This window comes from Cellvibrio sp. BR (genome assembly GCF_000263355.1).
Classification (GTDB): Bacteria; Pseudomonadota; Gammaproteobacteria; order Pseudomonadales; family Cellvibrionaceae; genus Cellvibrio.
Genome location: NZ_JH668200.1, coordinates 316,686 through 335,769 on the forward strand (window position 1 = coordinate 316,686; position 19,084 = coordinate 335,769).

Below are 19,084 nucleotides of genomic sequence, written 5' to 3' on the forward strand. Positions count from 1 at the left end.
ACAAACATCACAGAACTTTACGCCTACAAGCGCGACATCTGCTTATATTTGGAACCGTTTTGCTATCTGCCAATTCAAGCTTGGCAGATAGCTGGTCTTTCAAAATTATTAATACTTAAAAAGACCAATTAAATTGTTATGTGCAGTTTCGGGTTATTTAAAAAATATCTATTCGCCACCAATTACTGATCACACCTTAAATTCTGCACCTTTAATAGTGACGTTCACCGCAGAGAAGTTTTCCAGCTGCTCCAAAATGCCAATATCACCCACCTGTTTGAAATGGCAGTTAGTGAGATGCAAATTTTGAATGGGCGAGCGTTTGTAACCACGCACCTGGAACACATGTTTGGCGTTCTCGCAGTGCAAATTGCGGATGTCGATATTGCGCACGGTGGGTGTGAATTTACCGGCATCACCTTCTTCATAATCGAAGTCGATAACAATTGCGGTAGTGACTTCACCGATGGTGATGTCGCGGATAAAAAAGTTTTCGATTACGCCGCCGCGCACGGAATTGGTTTTGATGCGAATGCCGCGATCCAGATTCGGGCTGCTCATTTCACAGTGTTCGACAAATACATTGCGCACACCGCCAGAAATTTCACTGCCAATCACCACACCGCCGTGACCTTCACGCATTTTGCAGTGGCTGATCACAATATTTTCGGTGGGCGTGTTCAAGCGACGGCCATCGGCATTGCGGCCGGATTTAATGGCGATGCAATCATCACCGGTATCAAACAAGCAGTTTTTGATCACGACATTTTTGCAGGATTCCGGGTCGCAGCCGTCCGAGTTGGGGCCGTGACTAATGCAATTCACGCCATCCACTGTGACGTTTTCACAGAGCACCGGGTTGAGTAACCAGAAGGGCGCATTGGTGATGGTTACACCTTCAATCAATACATTTTTACAGGCGTAGGGTTGGATAAAAGGCGGGCGCAAATAAGCACCATCGGCATACATGCGCTCGGCAACGGGCACGCCGTTTTCCATGTCCTGCATCAACTTATCGCGTGCAGCATCCTGGGTGGGAACTCCGGGCATGCTCCAGTCGGTACCGCCTTTCCAAGCGCCACCTTTCCAGGGCCACCAGGTAGTGCGGTTAGCTTGGCCATCCAGCACACCCTTGCCGGTAATCGCAATATTGGTTTGGCCATAGGCGTAAATGAGCGGCGAATACCCCATTAACTCCATGCCTTCCCAGCGGGTAAATACCGCGGGTAAATAGGCGCTGGGGTCAGTGATAAACAGAATGCGCGCGCCTTCAGCCACATGCAGGTTAATGTTGGATAACAGGTGAATCGGGCCGCTCAGGTAATCGCCCCCGGCAACGACAACCTTGCCGCCGCCAGCGTCATGGCAGGCTTTGATAGCGGCTGCAAAGGCCTGGGTATTGTTGTGTTTGCCATCGGCTTTGGCGCCAAAGTCGCGCACATCAAAGCTGCGCTCGGGAAATACCGGGGCAACAACCTGCGCGCGAATGGCTTCGGCCTTGCGCCAGGCATCGATGGAGAAAGCGGCAGGCGCAGTTTGGCGACTGCAAGCCGATAGGCTGGTTAATGTTGCCGACCCGGCGAGGCCCGCAAGGGTCAAGCCAAGAAAGGTGCGACGAGTAGGCTGTTGAAGGCAATAGTCAGTCACTGGTGGTTGCTCTCGTGTTGTCTGCCACTGCTGTAGCTTTTTATAGGTCGTCACCAGCATCTATATAAGCCTGCGCTGCAGGGCATCTATTTATAAGCTGGCGATGGAACGCGCTCTTCTGTTCGGTGTTGTTAGCCGCCAAGGACAAAGAAGATACACATCCTCATATCGAGTGAAAAACATTCTGTATGTCAGGTTGAATAAAAGCAACCCGCACCCCTTAAAAATTCCCCAAAAAGCATAATTTGAGTATTTTTTTCCCACATTACGTAATGTATACGTTTACATTTAATCAGCAATTGATTTGTAAACGTATACACATAACAATCGATAAAAATAATTTAAAAAATAATCTGAATTCAGAAAAGAATACTCATCCTAATTTAACAAATAATTTAAAATATTCATCACTTATAATTTGGCCCCATTTTGTGTAACAGGCTAAAAGCTCCCTGCAGCCACAATGAGAACGGTTACATAGGGGGTTTTCAGGGTTTTGGGGCTGTTGCCGATGCATTTTTTGAGGGGTAGATTAGATCCCGGTATTGACCGAATACCATTGCCGATTTTGAGGCGCCGCAAGGCGCCTTTTTTTTCGGGCCAGATTTTTCATCGGGCACGAATCAGCCTTTTATAGGAAAGGGATGGTTTTGCCGGGTGCAAGCCGCCGAAGTTTTACAAGCGAACTACACTTCTTATACCGCTCAATCATCAAGAGAGAAATCAGCGTGAATAGCATTATTGTGTTGCATGACAGTGATAACGTCGGAATCTGCAAGGTAGCGCTGCCCGCTGGTGTGTTGTTTGTAGAAAAGGATGTCACCCTGCGCAGCGACATCCCCGCCATGCATAAGGTAGCCATCCGCGCTATCAGCAAGGGCGAACCCATTCTTAAATACGGCCAGACCATTGGGTTTGCCAGCCAGGACATAGCGGCAGGCGAGCATGTGCATGTGCACAACTGCGCCATGGGTGACTGGGAAAAAGATTACGGCTTCAGCAAAGAAGCCAAAACCACCGAATTTGTGCCTGTCGATCAACGCGCTACCTTTGAGGGTTACAAACGCATTAACGGCAAAGTCGGCACCCGCAATTACGTGGGCATACTCACCACCGTCAACTGCTCGGCGACCGTGGCCAAAGCCATCGCCCAACATTTCACCTTCTCCGGTGAGCTCAATAATTTCCCCAATATCGATGGCGTAGTCGCCATGACCCACGACAGCGGCTGCGGTATGCGCTCGGACGGTGAAGGCTACGAAACCCTGCGTCGCACGTTTAATGGCTACGCGCGCCACCCCAATTTTGGCGGGGTGATGATGGTTGGCTTGGGCTGCGAAACCATGCAGATTCAACGCGTGATGGAAGAGTGCGGCCTGGCCGACTCCAAAACCTTTACCGCATTTACCATTCAGGATGTCGGCGGCACTCGCCTGGCGATTGAAAAGGGCATAGAAACCCTGCGCGCCATGTTGCCGCTGGTGAATGAATGCCAGCGCGAAACCGTACCGGCCAGCGAATTGGTGATTGGCTTGCAGTGCGGCGGCTCCGACGCACTCTCCGGCGTAACAGCCAACCCGGCGCTGGGCATTGCCGGCGATATTCTGGTGCGCCACGGCGGCACAGTGATTTTGTCCGAGACCCCGGAAATTTTTGGCGCCGAACATTTATTGACGCGTCGCGCGCAATCGCCCGCCATCGCGCAAAAATTATTGGATCGCATTGAGTGGTGGAAAGACTACACCGCACGCAACGATTTTGAATTAAACAACAATCCATCACCCGGCAATAAAGCGGGTGGGCTGACAACCATTATTGAAAAATCCCTCGGCGCCCAAGCCAAAAGTGGCTCCACCAATTTGACCGATGTATTCCTCTACGGCGAAGACATTACTACCAAAGGTTTTGTGTTTATGGACAGCCCGGGTTACGACCCGGTGTCGGCCACCGGCCAGGTTGCCTCGGGCGCACAAATTTTGTGTTTCACCACCGGGCGCGGTTCGGCTTTTGGTTGCAAACCCGCACCCAGCATCAAACTTGCAACCAACAGCAAAATCTATGAACACATGAATGAAGACATGGATTTGAACTGCGGCAAGGTGGTGGATGGCGAACTCACCCTGGAGCAATCCGGTCAGGAAATTTTTGAAGAAATTTTAGCGGTTGCCTCGGGCAAAAAAACCAAAAGTGAATTGCTCGGCTACGGCGATAACGAATTTATCCCGTGGAAAATTGGCGCTGTGGTTTAAATCCCCTCTCCCCGTTTCAAAGAAGGGGAGCAAAAACAAAAAAACAATAACCGGAAACATCCGGCCGCTAGACCATTAGAAAGCAAATGACGGCGCCTTCTCAGGCTTTAATAACAGACAGGCTCGCACGGCGCCTCGGCGTCGGGTGCGGCACTGCCAAACATTTGCCATCACCAACGAGACGACAACCATGAAAATAGCCATCACCAAAGAGCGACGTGCGCATGAGCGACGTGTTGCCGCCACACCTGATACCGTTAAAAAATTTATCGCTCTGGGTTTTAGCGTCAGTGTTGAAAAAGATGCCGGCATTAATAGTCGCATCAGCAATGAGTCTTATATAGAGGCAGGTGCAACCATTAGCGATAACCTCGCTGAATTGCTTGGCAGTGCAGACATAGTATTAAAAGTGCAGCGCCCTTTGCTTGGGGAAGAAAAGCTAGCAGGTGAGGGTGCAATCAATGAGCTCGCGCTAATCAAACGCGGCGCGTTATTAATCGCCATGCTCTCCCCCTATTCCGATCCCGCTGCCATTCAGCAATATGCCGATGCTGGCATCACCGCACTCACACTCGAATTTGTGCCGCGTATTACCCGCGCGCAATCCATGGATGTGCTGAGTTCACAATCCAACCTCGCCGGTTATCGCGCGGTATTGGAAGCTATTAATGTCTACGACCGCGCCATGCCAATGATGATGACCGCCGCAGGAACTATAGCTCCTGCGCGCGTCATGGTGCTCGGCGCCGGTGTGGCTGGCTTGCAAGCTATCGCCACCGCCAAACGCTTGGGTGCGATCGTGTCGGCCACCGACGTGCGCGCCGCCTCCAAAGAGCAGGTGGAAAGCCTGGGCGGAAAATTTGTGATGGTGGACAGCGATGAAGTGAAAAATGCTGAAACCGCCGGTGGTTACGCCAAAGAAATGAGCGACGACTACAAACGTCGCCAGGCCGAACTCGTTGCTGAAACCTTAAAGAAACAAGATATCGCCATTTGCACCGCGTTAATTCCCGGCCGCAAAGCCCCCACCTTGATTAACGATGAGATGGTGCACTCCATGCGCCCCGGCTCGGTGATTGTCGACCTGGCAGCAGAGCAAGGCGGCAATTGCACACTGACCAAACCCGGTGAAGTGATTGAGGTAAACGGCGTGACCATTATCGGCTTATTTAATATTCCCAGCCGTTTATCCGCCGATGCCAGCGCGCTGTACGCCAAAAATATTTTGAATTTTGTAACACCCATGATCGATGCTGACAAACAGTTCAATGTGAATTGGCAGGACGAAATTATCGCGGCGACCGTGCTCACACGCGATAACGAAATTGTTCACCCCAACTTCAAACCAGCTAGCGCTGCTTAACGGGAGATCATCATGGAAGCCAATTTTGTTTCGCAACTTTCTATTTTTGTTTTGGCCATTTTTGTGGGTTACTACGTGGTGTGGAGCGTAACGCCCGCGCTGCATACACCACTGATGGCGGTAACTAACGCTATTTCCAGTGTGATTATTGTGGGCGCATTAATTGCTGTCGGCCCGGAAGGCATGAGCCTATCCAAGGTGCTTGGCTTTTGCGCCATGGTGCTCGCCGCCATTAATATTTTTGGTGGTTTTACTGTTACCCATCGCATGCTTGCCATGTATAAAAAGAAAAATAAAGTAGGGGAGAAATAATCATGGGCAATGTGAATGAAAGTTTAACGTCGCTCGCCTATTTGGTTGCCGCCGTTTTATTCATTATGGCGCTGCGCGGTTTGTCATCACCGGAAACCTCGCGCAAGGGCAATTTCTTTGGCATGTTGGGCATGCTGATCGCCGTAGTCACCACGGTTTTAAGCCCGACAGTAACCTCCTACGATTGGATTGTAATTGCGCTCGCCATAGGCGCCGTGATTGGGATTTTTATTGCGCGCAATATCGCCATGACTGCCATGCCACAATTGGTCGCCGCCTTTCACAGCCTGGTGGGCATGGCCGCCGTATTGGTGGCGGGTGCCGCATTTAGCAACCCCGAAGCCTTTGGCATTGTGAACGCAACCGGTGAGATTTTTATCGCCAGCAAAATTGAAATGGGGCTGGGAGTGGTAATTGGTGCAATTACTTTTTCCGGTTCGGTGATTGCATTTACCAAGCTGCAAGGTTTGGTATCGGGCAAGCCGATTGTCTTTCGCGGCCAACATTTTATTAATGCCATTCTCGGCGCGGCGATACTCGCTTTGATCGGTTATTTCTGTGTCGATCAATCGCCTTGGGTATTCTGGGGCATGACCGCATTGGCGTTTGTGATTGGGGTATTGCTGATAATTCCTATTGGCGGCGCTGATATGCCGGTAGTGGTTTCGATGCTCAATTCTTATTCGGGTTGGGCCGCTGCCGGTATTGGTTTTACCCTGCACAACGATGCACTGATTGTAACTGGTGCACTAGTCGGCTCGTCAGGTGCCATCCTCTCCTATATCATGTGCAAAGGCATGAATCGCTCGTTTTTTAACGTGATTCTTGGCGGTTTTGGGGCGGACACCACTGCGGCTGCCGGTGGCGATGGTGGTGAAGAGCGCCCGGTAAAACGTGGCAGCGCGGAAGACGCGGCGTTTATTATGAAAAACGCTGGCTCGGTCATTATTGTGCCCGGTTACGGCATGGCGGTAGCACAGGCGCAACATGCGCTGCGTGAAATGTGTGAAGAGTTGAAAAAAGCCGGGGTAAAAATCAGCTACGCCATTCACCCTGTGGCTGGCCGCATGCCGGGACATATGAACGTATTGCTCGCTGAAGCTAACGTGCCTTACGACGAAGTATTTGAGTTGGACGATATCAATAATGAATTCCAAACCGCCGATGTCGCTTTTGTAATTGGCGCTAACGATGTCACCAACCCGGCCGCAAAAACCAATCCACAAAGCCCGATTTTTGGTATGCCGATATTGGAAGTGGAAAAAGCGCGCACCGTATTATTTGTGAAACGCTCCATGGCATCGGGTTACTCCGGTGTAGAAAACGAATTGTTCCACCGCGACAACACCATGATGTTATTTGGCGATGCCAAAAAAATGGTGGAGACAATCGTTAAGAATATTGTATAACCTCATGAGTAGTCCCTTGTTGAGTGCCCCTGGGCACTCTTTTTTCTACTCCTTTTTTTCAGTGTGGGCTGTTCACAGTACGCACCTTGGCAAGCAGGTTGTTAAACGAATCGCTTATGAAAATTGAACATTTTGCCTTAAACGTAAAAGACCCAATCGCTATGGCGGCGTGGTATGTACAGCACATGGGTTTAACCATTGTGCGCAAACAGGATGGCGGTGCTAACACCCATTTTTTAGGCGATGAAAGCGGCGATGTCATGTTGGAGATTTACAACAACCCGCCCGATCAAGTACCCGACTACGCCAATATGAATCCACTGCTCGTGCATTTGGCATTTGTGTGCGAAAACCCGGTAGAAAAACGTGCGGCATTGGAAGCGGTAGGCGCGAGTTTTGCGGAAGAAGTCCACATTAAAGATGGCTCGCACCTGGTGATGATGCGCGATCCTTGGGGCTTGGCAATTCAATTGTGCAAGCGCGGCAATAAAATGTTGCGCTGCCAGCAGTAAAAAAATTTTTAGTGCATTGCGCGGGAGAATCCCGCGCAATGCTAACAAGGCCTATGCGCCAAGTTCTTTATCAAAAATAGCCTTATCAATAATTGCACCGCGATGGCGAATAATAATGCCCGCGCAGCGAATACCCTGCTTGGCGGAATCAGTCAGTGATTTGCCCATCAACCGGCCCGCTAAATAACCGGCATTAAAGGTATCCCCTGCACCCGTGGTATCAATCACGCCCTGCACCGGTGGAACAGGAACACGTAGCTCTTCGTTGGGTGTAATGATAATTGCATCATCGGCGCCGCGCTTTAATACCAACTCGCTGAGTGCGTAAGCAGCGTAGCGCTGTTTGCAGCCTTCAACCGAATCATCCCCCCACAGCAGTTGTTCGTCATCCAGCGTCAACAGTGCGATATCGGTGTATTCCATGATCGCTAACATGGCTTGCTGTGCTTCGCTTTTATCGCGCCACAAACGCGGGCGATAGTTACTGTCGAACGCAACAATCACATCCTGCTGACGCAGCTTATGCAGACTGTTGTACAAAAATTCACGGGATTTTTCGCCGATAATCGCCAGTGTAATACCACTCAGGTAAACACAGTTGCAGTGCACCAGTTTTTGGCAGAGTTGATCTGCCGCTTCTTGCGAAGCAAATAATTCACGTGCCGGAGCCTCTTTGCGCCAGTAAAAGAATTCGCGCTCGCCATCGGGGGTATTGCGAATAATGTACAAACCAGGTGAACGACCGGGCAGTTGTTTAATCATGCCGGTGCCAATATTTTCGTTGGCCATGCGCTGCATAATTTGTGTGCTGTAGGGGTCTTCACCTAACTGCGTGACGTAATCAGTTTTTAACCCCAGGCGCGCCATGTACACCGAGGTGTTATAGGTATCGCCCGCAAACGATAAGGCCATGATTTCGCGGCCGTTGCTGTCAGCTGTCGGAAATGGAGCCAGCTCCACCATGACTTCGCCAATCGCTGCTATGTGTGCCATTTGAATAGTTCCGGTTGATAGTAGATGACTAAATAGGTAAGGCTTAAAAACGAATTGTATTTTGCTGCAAACAGAATTTTTTTTGTGGGCGCAAAATAAAAACAAAATATAACACTCTTGGCTTGCTAAAAATAGAATTTTGTCGCGCGTGAGCCGATATACTTTAGCCAACTGAAGTGGTGTAAGGGCTATGGTTAATTGATTTAAATTTTTCGCTTGCGTGTAAAAAATAACACGCAGCCACAACGAATATTATTCCTATTTTTATTCTTGTTAGTCATTTATTTGAATGTATTTTTGGTATTTAACTCTGTTGGATTTTTATAATGAATCGTTTAAACAAACATGCAATCGCTGAACTCCCTAAAGATGTTGTGCTACCAAGCTACGACCGCACCCAACTCAACGCCGGCATAGTGCATTTGGGAATAGGTGCTTTTCATCGCGCCCATCAGGCATTTTATACTGAAGCGGTGTTAAATAAGTTTGGTGGTGATTGGGGGATCATTGGCAGCAGCTTGCGTTCCGCCAGTGTGCGCGATCAACTGGTGCCGCAGGATTGTTTGTATACGCTGGTAGAACGTTCCGGCGAAGGTGAAAAATTACAATTGATTGGCGCCGTGCTGGACACCTTGGTGGGCCCGGAAAACCCCGCCGCACTAGTGGCGCAAATGGCCGCGGACAATATTAAAATTGTATCGCTCACCATTACTGAAAAAGGTTACTGCCACGACCCAGCCACCGGCAATTTAAACCTGAATCACCCGGATATTATTCACGATTTGGCGCACCTGGATAAACCCGTCTCCGCGATCGGCTTTTTAGTCTCCGCACTCAAACAGCGTTTTGACAACAACCAAAAAGCATTCACGTTATTAAGCTGCGACAACCTGCCCAACAATGGCGAAGTATTGGAAAAAGTCGTGTGTCAATTTGCAGAAAAAATTGCTCCCGCTTTTGCCCAGTGGATAAAAACCAACGCCACCTTCCCCTGCACTATGATTGATCGCATTGTACCCGCTACTACCGATGAAGATCGCCGCGAGATAGAAGCGCGCCTCGGCCTGCGCGACGAGGGTATGGTGGTGTGCGAACCCTTTTCACAATGGGTAGTGGAAGATAAATTTGCCGATGGTCGCCCTGAGTGGGAGAAAGTAGGCGTTTTGCTGGTGGAAGATGTGCGCGTGTTTGAAAAAATCAAACTGCGTTTATTAAACGGTGCTCACTCCACCATGGCCTACACCGGTTATCTCTCCGGCTTTGATTACATCAGCGAAGTGATGGAACAACCGGCGTTTGTCAATTTGGTAAAAACTTACATGGCGCGCGAAGCGGGTGAAACCGTCACTGCTCCGGCGGGTTTTGACATTGAAGCTTACAAACAACAACTGCGCGAGCGTTTCTCTAACAAAGCACTTAAACATCGCACCTGGCAAATTGCGATGGATGGCTCACAAAAATTGCCGCAGCGTTTATTGGAAACTCTGCGCGAACAATTGCAGGGCAATGGGCACATCGATATTTTGTGTTTGGGTGTCGCCGCCTGGATTCGCTATGTATCGGGTGTGGATGAAAAAGGCAACGCGATTGAAGTGTCTGACCCACTGGCCAAAGAATTGCGCGCTGCTTGCGATGCCAACCAAGGCAACCCTGCCGGCATGGTGCACGCCGTTGTCAGTATCGAAAAAGTATTTGGTCGCGATTTAATTAACGAAGCACGTTTTGTAACGACTACTACGCAATGGCTGGAACGTTTTTACGCCAAAGGTGTGTTGGCCTCCATTCAAGAAACCTTTGCCTGATTGTAGGGGCGCAATTTATTGCGCCCAATAAACCGATCCAAATTAAACAGGGCGCAATAAATTGCGCCCCTACCGTGGTATCGCGCTATGATTTTTTATCGCCCCGCTATTATTCCTGCGCTTATTTTTTTAGTGCTGCTGATTGCCGGCTGCGCCAATCAGCCCTTATCGCCGTACGATGCTGTTGTCAGCCGTACCAATTCTACGACAGAAAACCATTTCACTAGCATCGCCGCCGCCCTTGAAGCCGCACCTAATAATGCAACCAAGCCTTATCGTATTTTTATTCACGCCGGTGAGTATTACGAAAAAATTATTATCGCCAAACCCAATATCCACTTAATTGGCGCCAGCAAAAATAACACCCGCTTGTATTACGATGCCTACGCTGGCCAACAAGCCACCTTTGCGGGTGCCACCAAGGGTCAAATCTGGGGCACCTCCGGCTCAGCCACACTCACTGTGCGCACCACCGGTGTACTACTGCAGCAACTAACGGTGGAAAATTCGTTCGATTTTTTGCGCAACGATGCACTGGAGCCTGGCGCGACCGAACGCGTGGGTAATACGCAGGCAGTTGCCTTATTCCTGGATATAGGCAGTGACCAATTTATTGCACGCGAGGTAAATCTACTTGGCTATCAGGACACCCTGTATGTCAACAGCGGCCGCAGCTGGTTTGATAAAAGCCTGATTGCCGGCAATGTGGATTACATTTTTGGCAGGGGCAACGCAGTGTTTACCGACTCTGAAATTAAAACCCTGCCCCGTGGTAGCGCCAGCACCCCGCACGGTTATGTCACCGCGCCATCTACCAGTATTAATAATTTTTACGGGCTGACATTTATCAACTGCAAACTCACTCGCGCTGATTCAGTCGCGGATAATTCCGTGCCCCTGGGGCGCCCCTGGCACCCCACCACCCAGTTTGCCGACGGCCGCTACGCCGATCCCAACGCGATTGGAAAAGCCGTATTTATTAATAGCTGGATGGATGCGCACATCACCACTGATGGCTGGTATTCAATGAGTGGCACCGCCAAAGACGGCAGCAAAATACATTTTCTACCCGAGGACTCCCGCTTTTTTGAATTTAATAGCAGCGGCCCCGGTGCAGTAATTAATAGCAAACGCCGTCAACTCAGTAATGCAGAAGCCAAAGAATATACGCTCGAAAAAATACTGGGGGATTGGCAACCCTAACGACTATTTTATTCATCGCGTAGCACCTCAGCAGGACGCAAATGGCCAATGCTCAGCGAGTGAAGTGTGACAGTAAACCACACCACTAGTAATGAAATGACCAGTGCGCTAGCGCAGAATATTGGCAGCCACAACAGCAATGAAAAATGTTGATAGAAACTCTCCAACCAGGTGCTTACCGCATAAATTGCCATCGGCCAGGCAATAACATTAGCAAGTATGGCAATCAGGGAAAAATCGCGGTTTAACAAACGAATAATTTGCCACTGTTTGGCTCCGTGTAATTTACGCAGCGCAATTTCGCGCGCGCGTTTTTGCGTATTGAGTGCCGTGATGCCATAAATGCCCAACAGCCCAATGATTAAAGCAACCAACGCAAAACCCGACATAAATATTTGCAGCCGCTGTTCATTGCGATAGCGGTCAGCAAGGGAGTTGGAAAACAACCAGTGATGCGGTGGTGTGCCAGCGGCATTACTCCAAAGGGTTTTAATATTTTCGATTTCCTGCACGCTCGGCTCATGGTCAAAACTCACAGCAAACGCCATACCACCCAAACCGATAGTATTCAGTGTCATATACATACAATCCATGGGTGCTTTTCTGTGATCTCCTATATGAAGATTCTCAACCACACCAATTATTTTGGACGAAGGTGCATGGGGCATTCTCGGTTGTTTGAAGAGTTGAATGGTTTGGCCCAGCGCCTCTTGTGGCGATGCAAACCCCAGTGCAGTCACTGTCGAGCGGCATAAGATTGTGTCGAATGAAGGGCCGCTCTGATCCCTTGAAAATGGTTTATTCAAACTTGTAACAATGCTTTCTTTTGTTCCCGCGATTAACGCAATGCCATAAGCATCAAAATAATCGGCGTCAGCTACCCAATCATAAATAGCCCTATGCTCATGCGACTCGTCATTCACCATGGAACTGATATCCATGGTGTGTTCACTGCGACCAGGAATATCCCCCATAGGTGATGCTGCCGCAATAAAACCGGGCATTTTAGTTAATTCTTGTTTCAACGTTTCGCGCTGAATTTTGCCGAGACCGCTGTTGCTCTGGGCAATAAACATCACAATTCCCTGTGTTTTGTAGCCCGGCTGGTATTCATTGATTAGCGTGAGTTGACGGTGAATAGCAGCAAGCACAATTACCAATGACACTAGCGCTATAAATTGCACCAGTAACAACACTTTGCGCGTAATAATGGATACCGGGGTTTCGGTTGAACGATTCGCGCGCAGAATAATGGCTGGATTCATTCGGGAAAAATAAATGGCGGGATAACAGGCAATTAAAAACGATACCAGTAGTACTATGGCGGCACAGATGAGCGCTAATACAGGGCTTACAAAAATGCCATCCACCAAGGGGAACTGCAGCAATCCCGCTAAGTGAGGTAAAAACAATTCGCATAAAATGAGTGCCAACAAAAAAGCGGCAGTGACATACACTAAATTTTCCAGCCAGTACTGCGCTACTAATTGCACAATACCGGCGCCCTGCATACGCCTCAGGGCAACTTCTTTTTGCCGCGCCACATACCCCGCTAACCCGAGGCTAATAAAATTTCCTATAGCAACAATTAAAATGACTAATCCCAACAGCGATAGAATAACTACCCGCGTGCGATTTCCCTCACTCGCGCTGTCGTTCATATGACGTTCGGTAATTGGCATCAGGGAATAGTCAACGCGGCTATATTTATTTTCTTCTTTATCGGTGGATAAACTGGCTTCACCGGCCTTATTCAGCAGGGTTTCTATATGGCTCGCTTCGAGGCTTTTTCTCGCCTTCACATAGGTCTCACGCATAAAAGCTCCCTGCTCAGACGGAATTGGCGGATTATGCAAGCGGGGAAAAAAGATGGATGGCTTAATATGGCTGCGGGAATTATTTATATCTACCACCGCAATAATGCGCACCTGTTGCAGCGCAGGTTGTTCGCCTGATTGTTGTTGCGCTATTGTTGGCGGCAACCGAAATTCCAGGATTTTTCCTATTGGGCTTTCTTTACCAAAGATCTGCTTGGCAAGAGTTTGGCTAATAAACGCAACGTCAGGACGCTCAGCAAAAGTACTCAGGTCTCCGGCCAATATCTCTGGTTGAAAAATAGCGAGAAAATCAGGATCAACTTGCGTGATGGGCATTGGTTTTGGTAGCGATAAGGGTTCATTGGCATTAACCAAACTAACTTCAGTGCCGCTGCTTTCTATTTTTGTCATCCAAAGCTGGTCATTCAGGCTAGCGCGCAATTGTGGATAATGAATTTCGCTAATTGAATCCCATACTTCTTGCCGATTGCCAATTCGGGATTCACTGCGCACTAGATAAATCTGATCTGCATCCTGCCAAAATGAATCCCAGGTGAGTTCACTGTAGTTGACAATAATCACCGTCAGCACTGCTGCCAAACCCAAACCCAGCCCAATAATTTTTATCGCACTGTTTATTTTATTCTTCACCAAATTACGCAGCGCAATAATCAAATAATGTTTAAACATAACGCATCCCTATTATTAAGGTTATCAAGCAGCAGCCAATTGGGTTTGCGCAACAATTTTTCCGTCAAATAAATTAATACGGCGCTGGGCGTAACTGGCGTGCTCATTGGAGTGGGTGACTATCACCACGGTCGCGCCTTCCTGATTTAACGTCTTCAGCAAGCGCATCACTTCCTGGCCGTGTACCGAATCCAGATTTCCCGTGGGTTCATCGGCAAGAATGAGTTTGGGGTTGGCAACCAATGCGCGGGCGACAGCAACACGCTGCTGCTGACCACCGGAGAGTTGGCTGGGCATGTGTTGCGCGCGGTGGGCAATTTCCATTTTTTCGATAACCGCTTGCACACGTGCGCGGCGCTCGGCAGCCGGAATTTTGTGATAGAGCAATGCCAACTCGATATTCTCAAATACGCTGAGTTCATCAATTAGATTAAAGCTCTGGAAAATAAAACCTATATTGTGTTTCCGTAATTCACTTAATTTCGACTCGGAATGACGGGCGATATTGTCGCCATTAAAAAAATAATCACCCTGATCCGGGTTGTCCAACATACCCAGAATATTAAGCAGGGTCGATTTTCCACAGCCCGATGGCCCCATAATGGCAACAAATTCGCCTTGTTTAATCTCCAGGCTAATATTACCCAGCGCTTTGGTTTCTATCGCTTCGGTGCGAAATATTTTGTCAATATTGTTAAGGCGTATCATGTCCCTCTCCTTGCTATTTATATGTCGGGTTTTATGTCGGTTGATTACTGAATCTTCAGGGAATCAATATCGTTATAGGTGGTATAGGGGCTAACAATGACTTGCTCGTTTGGATCCAAGCCGGCCAGTACTTCGATAAACTGGCTATTGCGCCGCCCCAGTTTTATATCGCGCCGATACGCGCGCTTGCCATCGGCCGATACAACAAAAATCCAATGACCACCCGTGTCTTGAAAAAACGAATTGTTGGGAATTAATTGCGCCGGTTCATTGGCTCCCATCTGCAAGCGCAACTGCAAAGTTTGGCCGCGGCTGATATTCGCGGGCTGCTCGCCGGTAAATACCAAATCCACACGAAACTGGCCGTCAATAACCTGCGGATAAATTTTTTTAATGCGCAGTGGAAATTCTTGCTGATTTATTTTTGCCAGTGCGGTTTGATCTACCCGCGTGCGGTTCATGTAAAACTCATCCACCTGAGCCATTAGTTTGAAGTGATCCGGGTCATCAATTTGGCCAAAACGTTCACCGGGCATCAACGATTGCCCCGGTTCCAGATTAAATGCCGTCAGTCGGCCCGCAATCGGTGCCGTCACATTCAGGCTCGCTAAATTGGTGCGCGCAAAGGTTAAGTTGTTATTGAGCGACGTGACTGAATCGCGCAGCTGTTTCATTTGCGCCGCTTGTAATGCCAGATCAACTTCGCGTGCCTCGCGGATTAATTGTTGACGTTTTTTTAAATAGACCAGATTATCTTCTGCTTCTTTCAATTCTGCTGCGGAAATTAATTGGTGTTTGATGAGCGGGCGCATGCGCTCCAAGCGTTGGCTCTCGGTTGTTATTTGATGATCCAATTCATTCAAGTTGCGTTTATGTTCAAGGTCGTTGCGCGCCAGATTTAATTCCTGGGTTTGCAATAAATTAATCTGTTCGCTCACCTGAGCTTCTCGGGTGATGGATTCCAATTGCAAGCGGGTGTTGGAGATATCCACAATCGCCGCTCCCGCTGCAATCGTTGCTCCATCTTCCACATGGATTTTTTCTACCCGTCCGCCTTCAATCGCATCCAGATAAAGCGTGCGCAAGGGCATTACCTCGCCGCGCAGCGGAATGACATCTTCAAAAATTCCCTGCTGCACCGACGCAATAACCAAATCATTTTTATTCACGCGCAGTGTGCGCTCACTGCTTGGCGCTGCCATCACCCAGAGCGCGGCAAGCGTTACAAATAATATGACTGCGCTGATTGTTCTACGCCATTTTTGCCAAAAATTTAGTTGTCTGGGTATATCCATTGTCATTAGGAGTTTTCTGTCCGCTCGGTTATCGCTGCTTGAATAAAAAATATTGGACTATCAAAGGCTTATCGCCCGCTTTCGGCGGTATTTATACGCCTGCTCAGATACTTATTTAGCAACAGCCGCGCCATATCATAAAATCTATATATTTCAATAAGTTAGGCGAATTTTATTAATGTGAGGCAGACTTGATGTGTTCGATTACGAACGCTTGTTGTTCGTAATCGGACGACATAAACTGCGGTTACGCTCACTAGAAAACAATAATGCCAGGGACATTTTTCATGACTGCAACTGCTGGACACCTATTAGTGCTTGACGACGACGAGGATATTTTGTTGTCGGCGCGCCTGTTACTCAAACGCCAGATAAAAACCTTGAGCTGCTTAAATAATGTGGCCGAGCTGCCGGAGTTTTTAGCGCATCACCCCGTAGATGTGGTGTTGCTGGATATGAATTTTACCCTCGGCGATAACTCTGGCCGCGACGGTTTTGAATGGCTTGCGTATTTGCAAACCCACTACCCGCAGATTGTAGTGGTGGTGATGACGGCTTATGCCGGTGTTGAATTGGCGGTCAATGCAATTAAGGCGGGCGCCACGGATTTTGTGATCAAACCCTGGAGCAATGAAAAATTAATCGCCACCCTTCACAGCGCTTTGGCCTTGGCGCAGGCACGCACTAACACTCACCTATTGCAGAGTGAAAATGTTGCGTTGCGCAGCTCGTTAGAGCATTTGTCACAGCGACAAAAGCCAGCGTGTTTTATCGGCGAGACAGCCAGCATGCGTGAACTACTGCGCAAACTTAACCTCTGTGCACCAACCGAAGCCAATGTATTAATTTTGGGTGAAAATGGTTCCGGGAAAGAGTTGCTAGCGCGTGAGATTCATGCGCGCTCCAAACGCGCCGGCAATATTTTTATGGCCATTGATATGGGCGCTATTCCCGAAAATTTGTTTGAAGCGGAATTGTTTGGCTATAAAAAAGGGGCGTTTACCGGTGCCAATGAAAATCGCATGGGTAAATTGGTCGCCGCCAATGGCGGAACTTTATTCCTCGATGAAATCGCCAACCTTGCACTGCATCTGCAAGTAAAATTATTGCGTGTGCTGGAGCAGCGTCAGGTAACGCCGGTAGGTGATGAAAAGCCGGTTGCCCTCAATGTGCGTGTTATTGCCGCGACTAATGCTAGCTATGCGCACCTAAGGGATGAGCGGCAATTTCGTCAGGATTTATTGTATCGCCTGAATACCGTAGAACTTACCCTACCGCCACTGCGCGAACGCAAAGACGATATTCCGTTGTTGGCCGATCATTTCCTCAGTGTTTACGCACAAAAATACCAGCGCAAAAAACCGCTGCTGAGCCACAAAGCACTGGCCGCACTGCAGGAATATTCATGGCCGGGCAATGTGCGCGCGCTAAATCATGCCATTGAGCGGGCGTTGGTATTGAGTGATAAAGATATCTTGCAAGCAGAAGATTTTGCGCTCGCACCTACGACTGAAAATCCTTCAACTGATTCAACACAAACCAACAGTTTGAACTTGGAAATATTGGAGCGCAATGCAGTTGAGCAGGCACTAAAAAAACATGCCGGGAATATTTCACAAGCGGCGCGGGAATTGGGCTTAACGCGTATGGCGCTCTATCGCAGGATGGAAAAACATGATCTCTAACGCTGTATTGTCAATCAATTCAGGATTAACGGATTTTCGCACCAATATTCTGCTGCGGTTAGTGTTGATTCTCTGCACCATGTTGTTATTGGCTGGTGTTTATCACGCTGAACCATTTTTATTATTCAGTTTGATTGGCATAGCGATCTTATTGTCGATACAGATTTATTTGCTTTTTTGTTATATGCAATCCACCCAGCGCGAAATGGAAAGTTTTTTTGATGCAGTGCGTTATGAAGATGGTGCACGTCGAATCAATACCCGCTTTAAGCAGAGCCAACACCTGAAAGTACTCTGGGAAGAACTGCAAACGCAGTTGCAACAGCTGCGGCAAAAAAATGAAGAGCTGGTGCGCTATTACAGTTTGCTGCTGGAAAAGGTACCAGTTGCGTTGGTGGTGGTTGACGGTGAAGACGGAAAAATCGAACTGGTTAATTCGGCGGCACAGCAATTGTTTAAACGCAGCTATTTATCAGCAGTGGATCAATTACAGGATTACGGCGCGCAACTGGCGTTGGACATACAGCAAATAACGGCAGGCGAACAGCGCAGCTCCCATTTGTTGAGTGATCAGGTGTCTATAGCAGTGGCATTGTCGGCGGCAGAGATTCAATTACCTGGCGGAACCAAAAAGGTAATTAGTATTCAGCCTATCCAACGTGAACTGGATAGACAGGAAATTCTCGCTTGGCAAAATTTGGTGCAGGTATTTACCCACGAAATTATGAATTCAATGACGCCGGTGGCATCGCTGAGCAAAACGGCAAATGAATTATTGTTGACGCAATTAGATAACCATGGGAGTGCCGATGAGGCTTTGCAGGATGCACAACAGGCGATCCATACGGTGGCGCGCCGCGCTGAACATTTAATGCAATTTGTGCAGGCTTATCGACGTATTGCCAATCCACCGCAACTAAAGTGCGTGGATATAGTGGTGCAGGATTTACTAATGGATGTGTGCCGCTTGTTTCAGGTACAGGCAGGCGAACGGGCGATCACATTAGAATGCACAACCATTCCTGAACATCTCAGGCTACATGCTGACCCCGCGCATGTGGAGCAGGCATTAATTAATCTGGTAAAAAATGCGGTTGATGCCCTCGCAGAAAAACCCCATGGTCACATTGTCTTAAAGGCTTATATTGGTCATGGTGGCAATATATTAATTGATGTGATTGATAATGGAGCAGGAATCCCGGCGGACAAATTGGAGCAAATTTTTGTGCCCTTTTACACATCAAAACGCGAAGGTACTGGCGTAGGTTTATTTTTGGTGAAGCAAATTATGCAAGCACATCGCGGATCAGTTTGTGCTTTGCAGGGTGAGAATGGCGGAAGTGTTTTGCGCTTGATGTTTTGACTTACTTAACCTAAAAAATTATTTTTTTGGATTTTT

The 19,084-nt window shown here is 48.4% G+C and carries 14 protein-coding genes; 9 read left to right on the forward strand and 5 right to left on the reverse strand.

The window, feature by feature from the left end; genetic code table 11:
• Positions 1-189 precede the first annotated feature (189 nt).
• A complete protein-coding gene (locus tag O59_RS01315) occupies positions 190-1,707 on the reverse strand; it encodes a glycoside hydrolase family 28 protein (RefSeq protein ID WP_007638716.1) in 1,518 nt (505 codons plus the stop codon).
• Positions 1,708-2,375: 668 nt separating this feature from the next.
• Here O59_RS01315 and O59_RS01320 point away from each other — a divergent pair.
• From O59_RS01320 to O59_RS01340, 5 genes are all read left to right on the forward strand, one after another.
• On the forward strand, positions 2,376-3,896 hold the full coding sequence (locus O59_RS01320; protein WP_007638720.1) for a UxaA family hydrolase: 1,521 nt from the start codon (positions 2,376-2,378) through the stop codon (positions 3,894-3,896).
• A gap of 190 nt (positions 3,897-4,086) precedes the next feature.
• The gene (locus O59_RS01325; RefSeq protein ID WP_007638722.1) at positions 4,087-5,259 is read left to right on the forward strand and encodes a Re/Si-specific NAD(P)(+) transhydrogenase subunit alpha; all 1,173 of its coding nucleotides are present in this window, start codon (positions 4,087-4,089) and stop codon (positions 5,257-5,259) included.
• A gap of 12 nt (positions 5,260-5,271) precedes the next feature.
• On the forward strand, positions 5,272-5,571 hold the full coding sequence (locus O59_RS01330) for a proton-translocating transhydrogenase family protein (protein ID WP_007638723.1): 300 nt from the start codon (positions 5,272-5,274) through the stop codon (positions 5,569-5,571).
• A 2-nt stretch (positions 5,572-5,573) separates the two neighbouring features.
• A complete protein-coding gene (locus tag O59_RS01335) occupies positions 5,574-6,980 on the forward strand; it encodes an NAD(P)(+) transhydrogenase (Re/Si-specific) subunit beta (protein ID WP_007638724.1) in 1,407 nt (468 codons plus the stop codon).
• Between the two features lie 116 nt (positions 6,981-7,096).
• The gene (locus tag O59_RS01340; protein ID WP_007638725.1) at positions 7,097-7,492 is read left to right on the forward strand and encodes a VOC family protein; all 396 of its coding nucleotides are present in this window, start codon (positions 7,097-7,099) and stop codon (positions 7,490-7,492) included.
• 51 nt (positions 7,493-7,543) lie between these two features.
• On the opposite strand, the gene O59_RS01345 is transcribed toward O59_RS01340, so the two are convergent.
• The gene (locus O59_RS01345; protein ID WP_151055536.1) at positions 7,544-8,485 is read right to left on the reverse strand and encodes a sugar kinase; all 942 of its coding nucleotides are present in this window, start codon (positions 8,483-8,485) and stop codon (positions 7,544-7,546) included.
• 326 nt (positions 8,486-8,811) lie between these two features.
• Here O59_RS01345 and O59_RS01350 point away from each other — a divergent pair, with 326 nt between their 5' ends.
• Both O59_RS01350 and O59_RS01355 read left to right on the forward strand, forming a co-directional pair.
• Positions 8,812-10,287: a mannitol dehydrogenase family protein gene (locus O59_RS01350; protein WP_007638729.1), complete on the forward strand. Its 1,476-nt coding sequence runs from the start codon at positions 8,812-8,814 to the stop codon at positions 10,285-10,287.
• An 87-nt stretch (positions 10,288-10,374) separates the two neighbouring features.
• Positions 10,375-11,490 carry a pectinesterase family protein gene (locus O59_RS01355; RefSeq protein WP_007638730.1) on the forward strand — a complete coding sequence of 372 codons (1,116 nt, stop codon included), beginning with the start codon at positions 10,375-10,377 and terminating at the stop codon, positions 11,488-11,490.
• Positions 11,491-11,498: 8 nt separating this feature from the next.
• Here the strand turns inward: O59_RS01355 and O59_RS01360 are convergent, their stop codons facing one another.
• Genes O59_RS01360 through O59_RS01370 form a run of 3 tightly spaced genes read right to left on the reverse strand, consistent with a single transcriptional unit; the run spans position 11,499 to position 16,006 of the window.
• Positions 11,499-13,997, reverse strand: coding sequence for an ABC transporter permease (locus O59_RS01360; RefSeq protein WP_007638731.1), 2,499 nt, complete (start codon positions 13,995-13,997; stop codon positions 11,499-11,501).
• A 24-nt stretch (positions 13,998-14,021) separates the two neighbouring features.
• Complete coding sequence (locus O59_RS01365) at positions 14,022-14,705, reverse strand: ABC transporter ATP-binding protein (RefSeq protein ID WP_007638732.1); 684 nt, start codon at positions 14,703-14,705, stop codon at positions 14,022-14,024.
• A 44-nt stretch (positions 14,706-14,749) separates the two neighbouring features.
• Entirely contained in the window at positions 14,750-16,006 is a 1,257-nt protein-coding gene (locus tag O59_RS01370) for an efflux RND transporter periplasmic adaptor subunit (protein ID WP_040391015.1), read from the reverse strand.
• Positions 16,007-16,287: 281 nt separating this feature from the next.
• Between O59_RS01370 and O59_RS01375 the strand changes: the two genes are divergently transcribed.
• Positions 16,288-17,685 (forward strand): sigma-54 dependent transcriptional regulator, encoded by a 1,398-nt coding sequence (locus O59_RS01375; RefSeq protein WP_007638735.1) that lies wholly within the window; start codon positions 16,288-16,290, stop codon positions 17,683-17,685.
• Entirely contained in the window at positions 17,675-19,048 is a 1,374-nt protein-coding gene (locus O59_RS01380; protein ID WP_007638737.1) for a PAS domain-containing sensor histidine kinase, read from the forward strand. The genes O59_RS01375 and O59_RS01380 overlap by 11 nt, the downstream gene beginning before the upstream one ends.
• Positions 19,049-19,084: the final 36 nt, after the last annotated feature.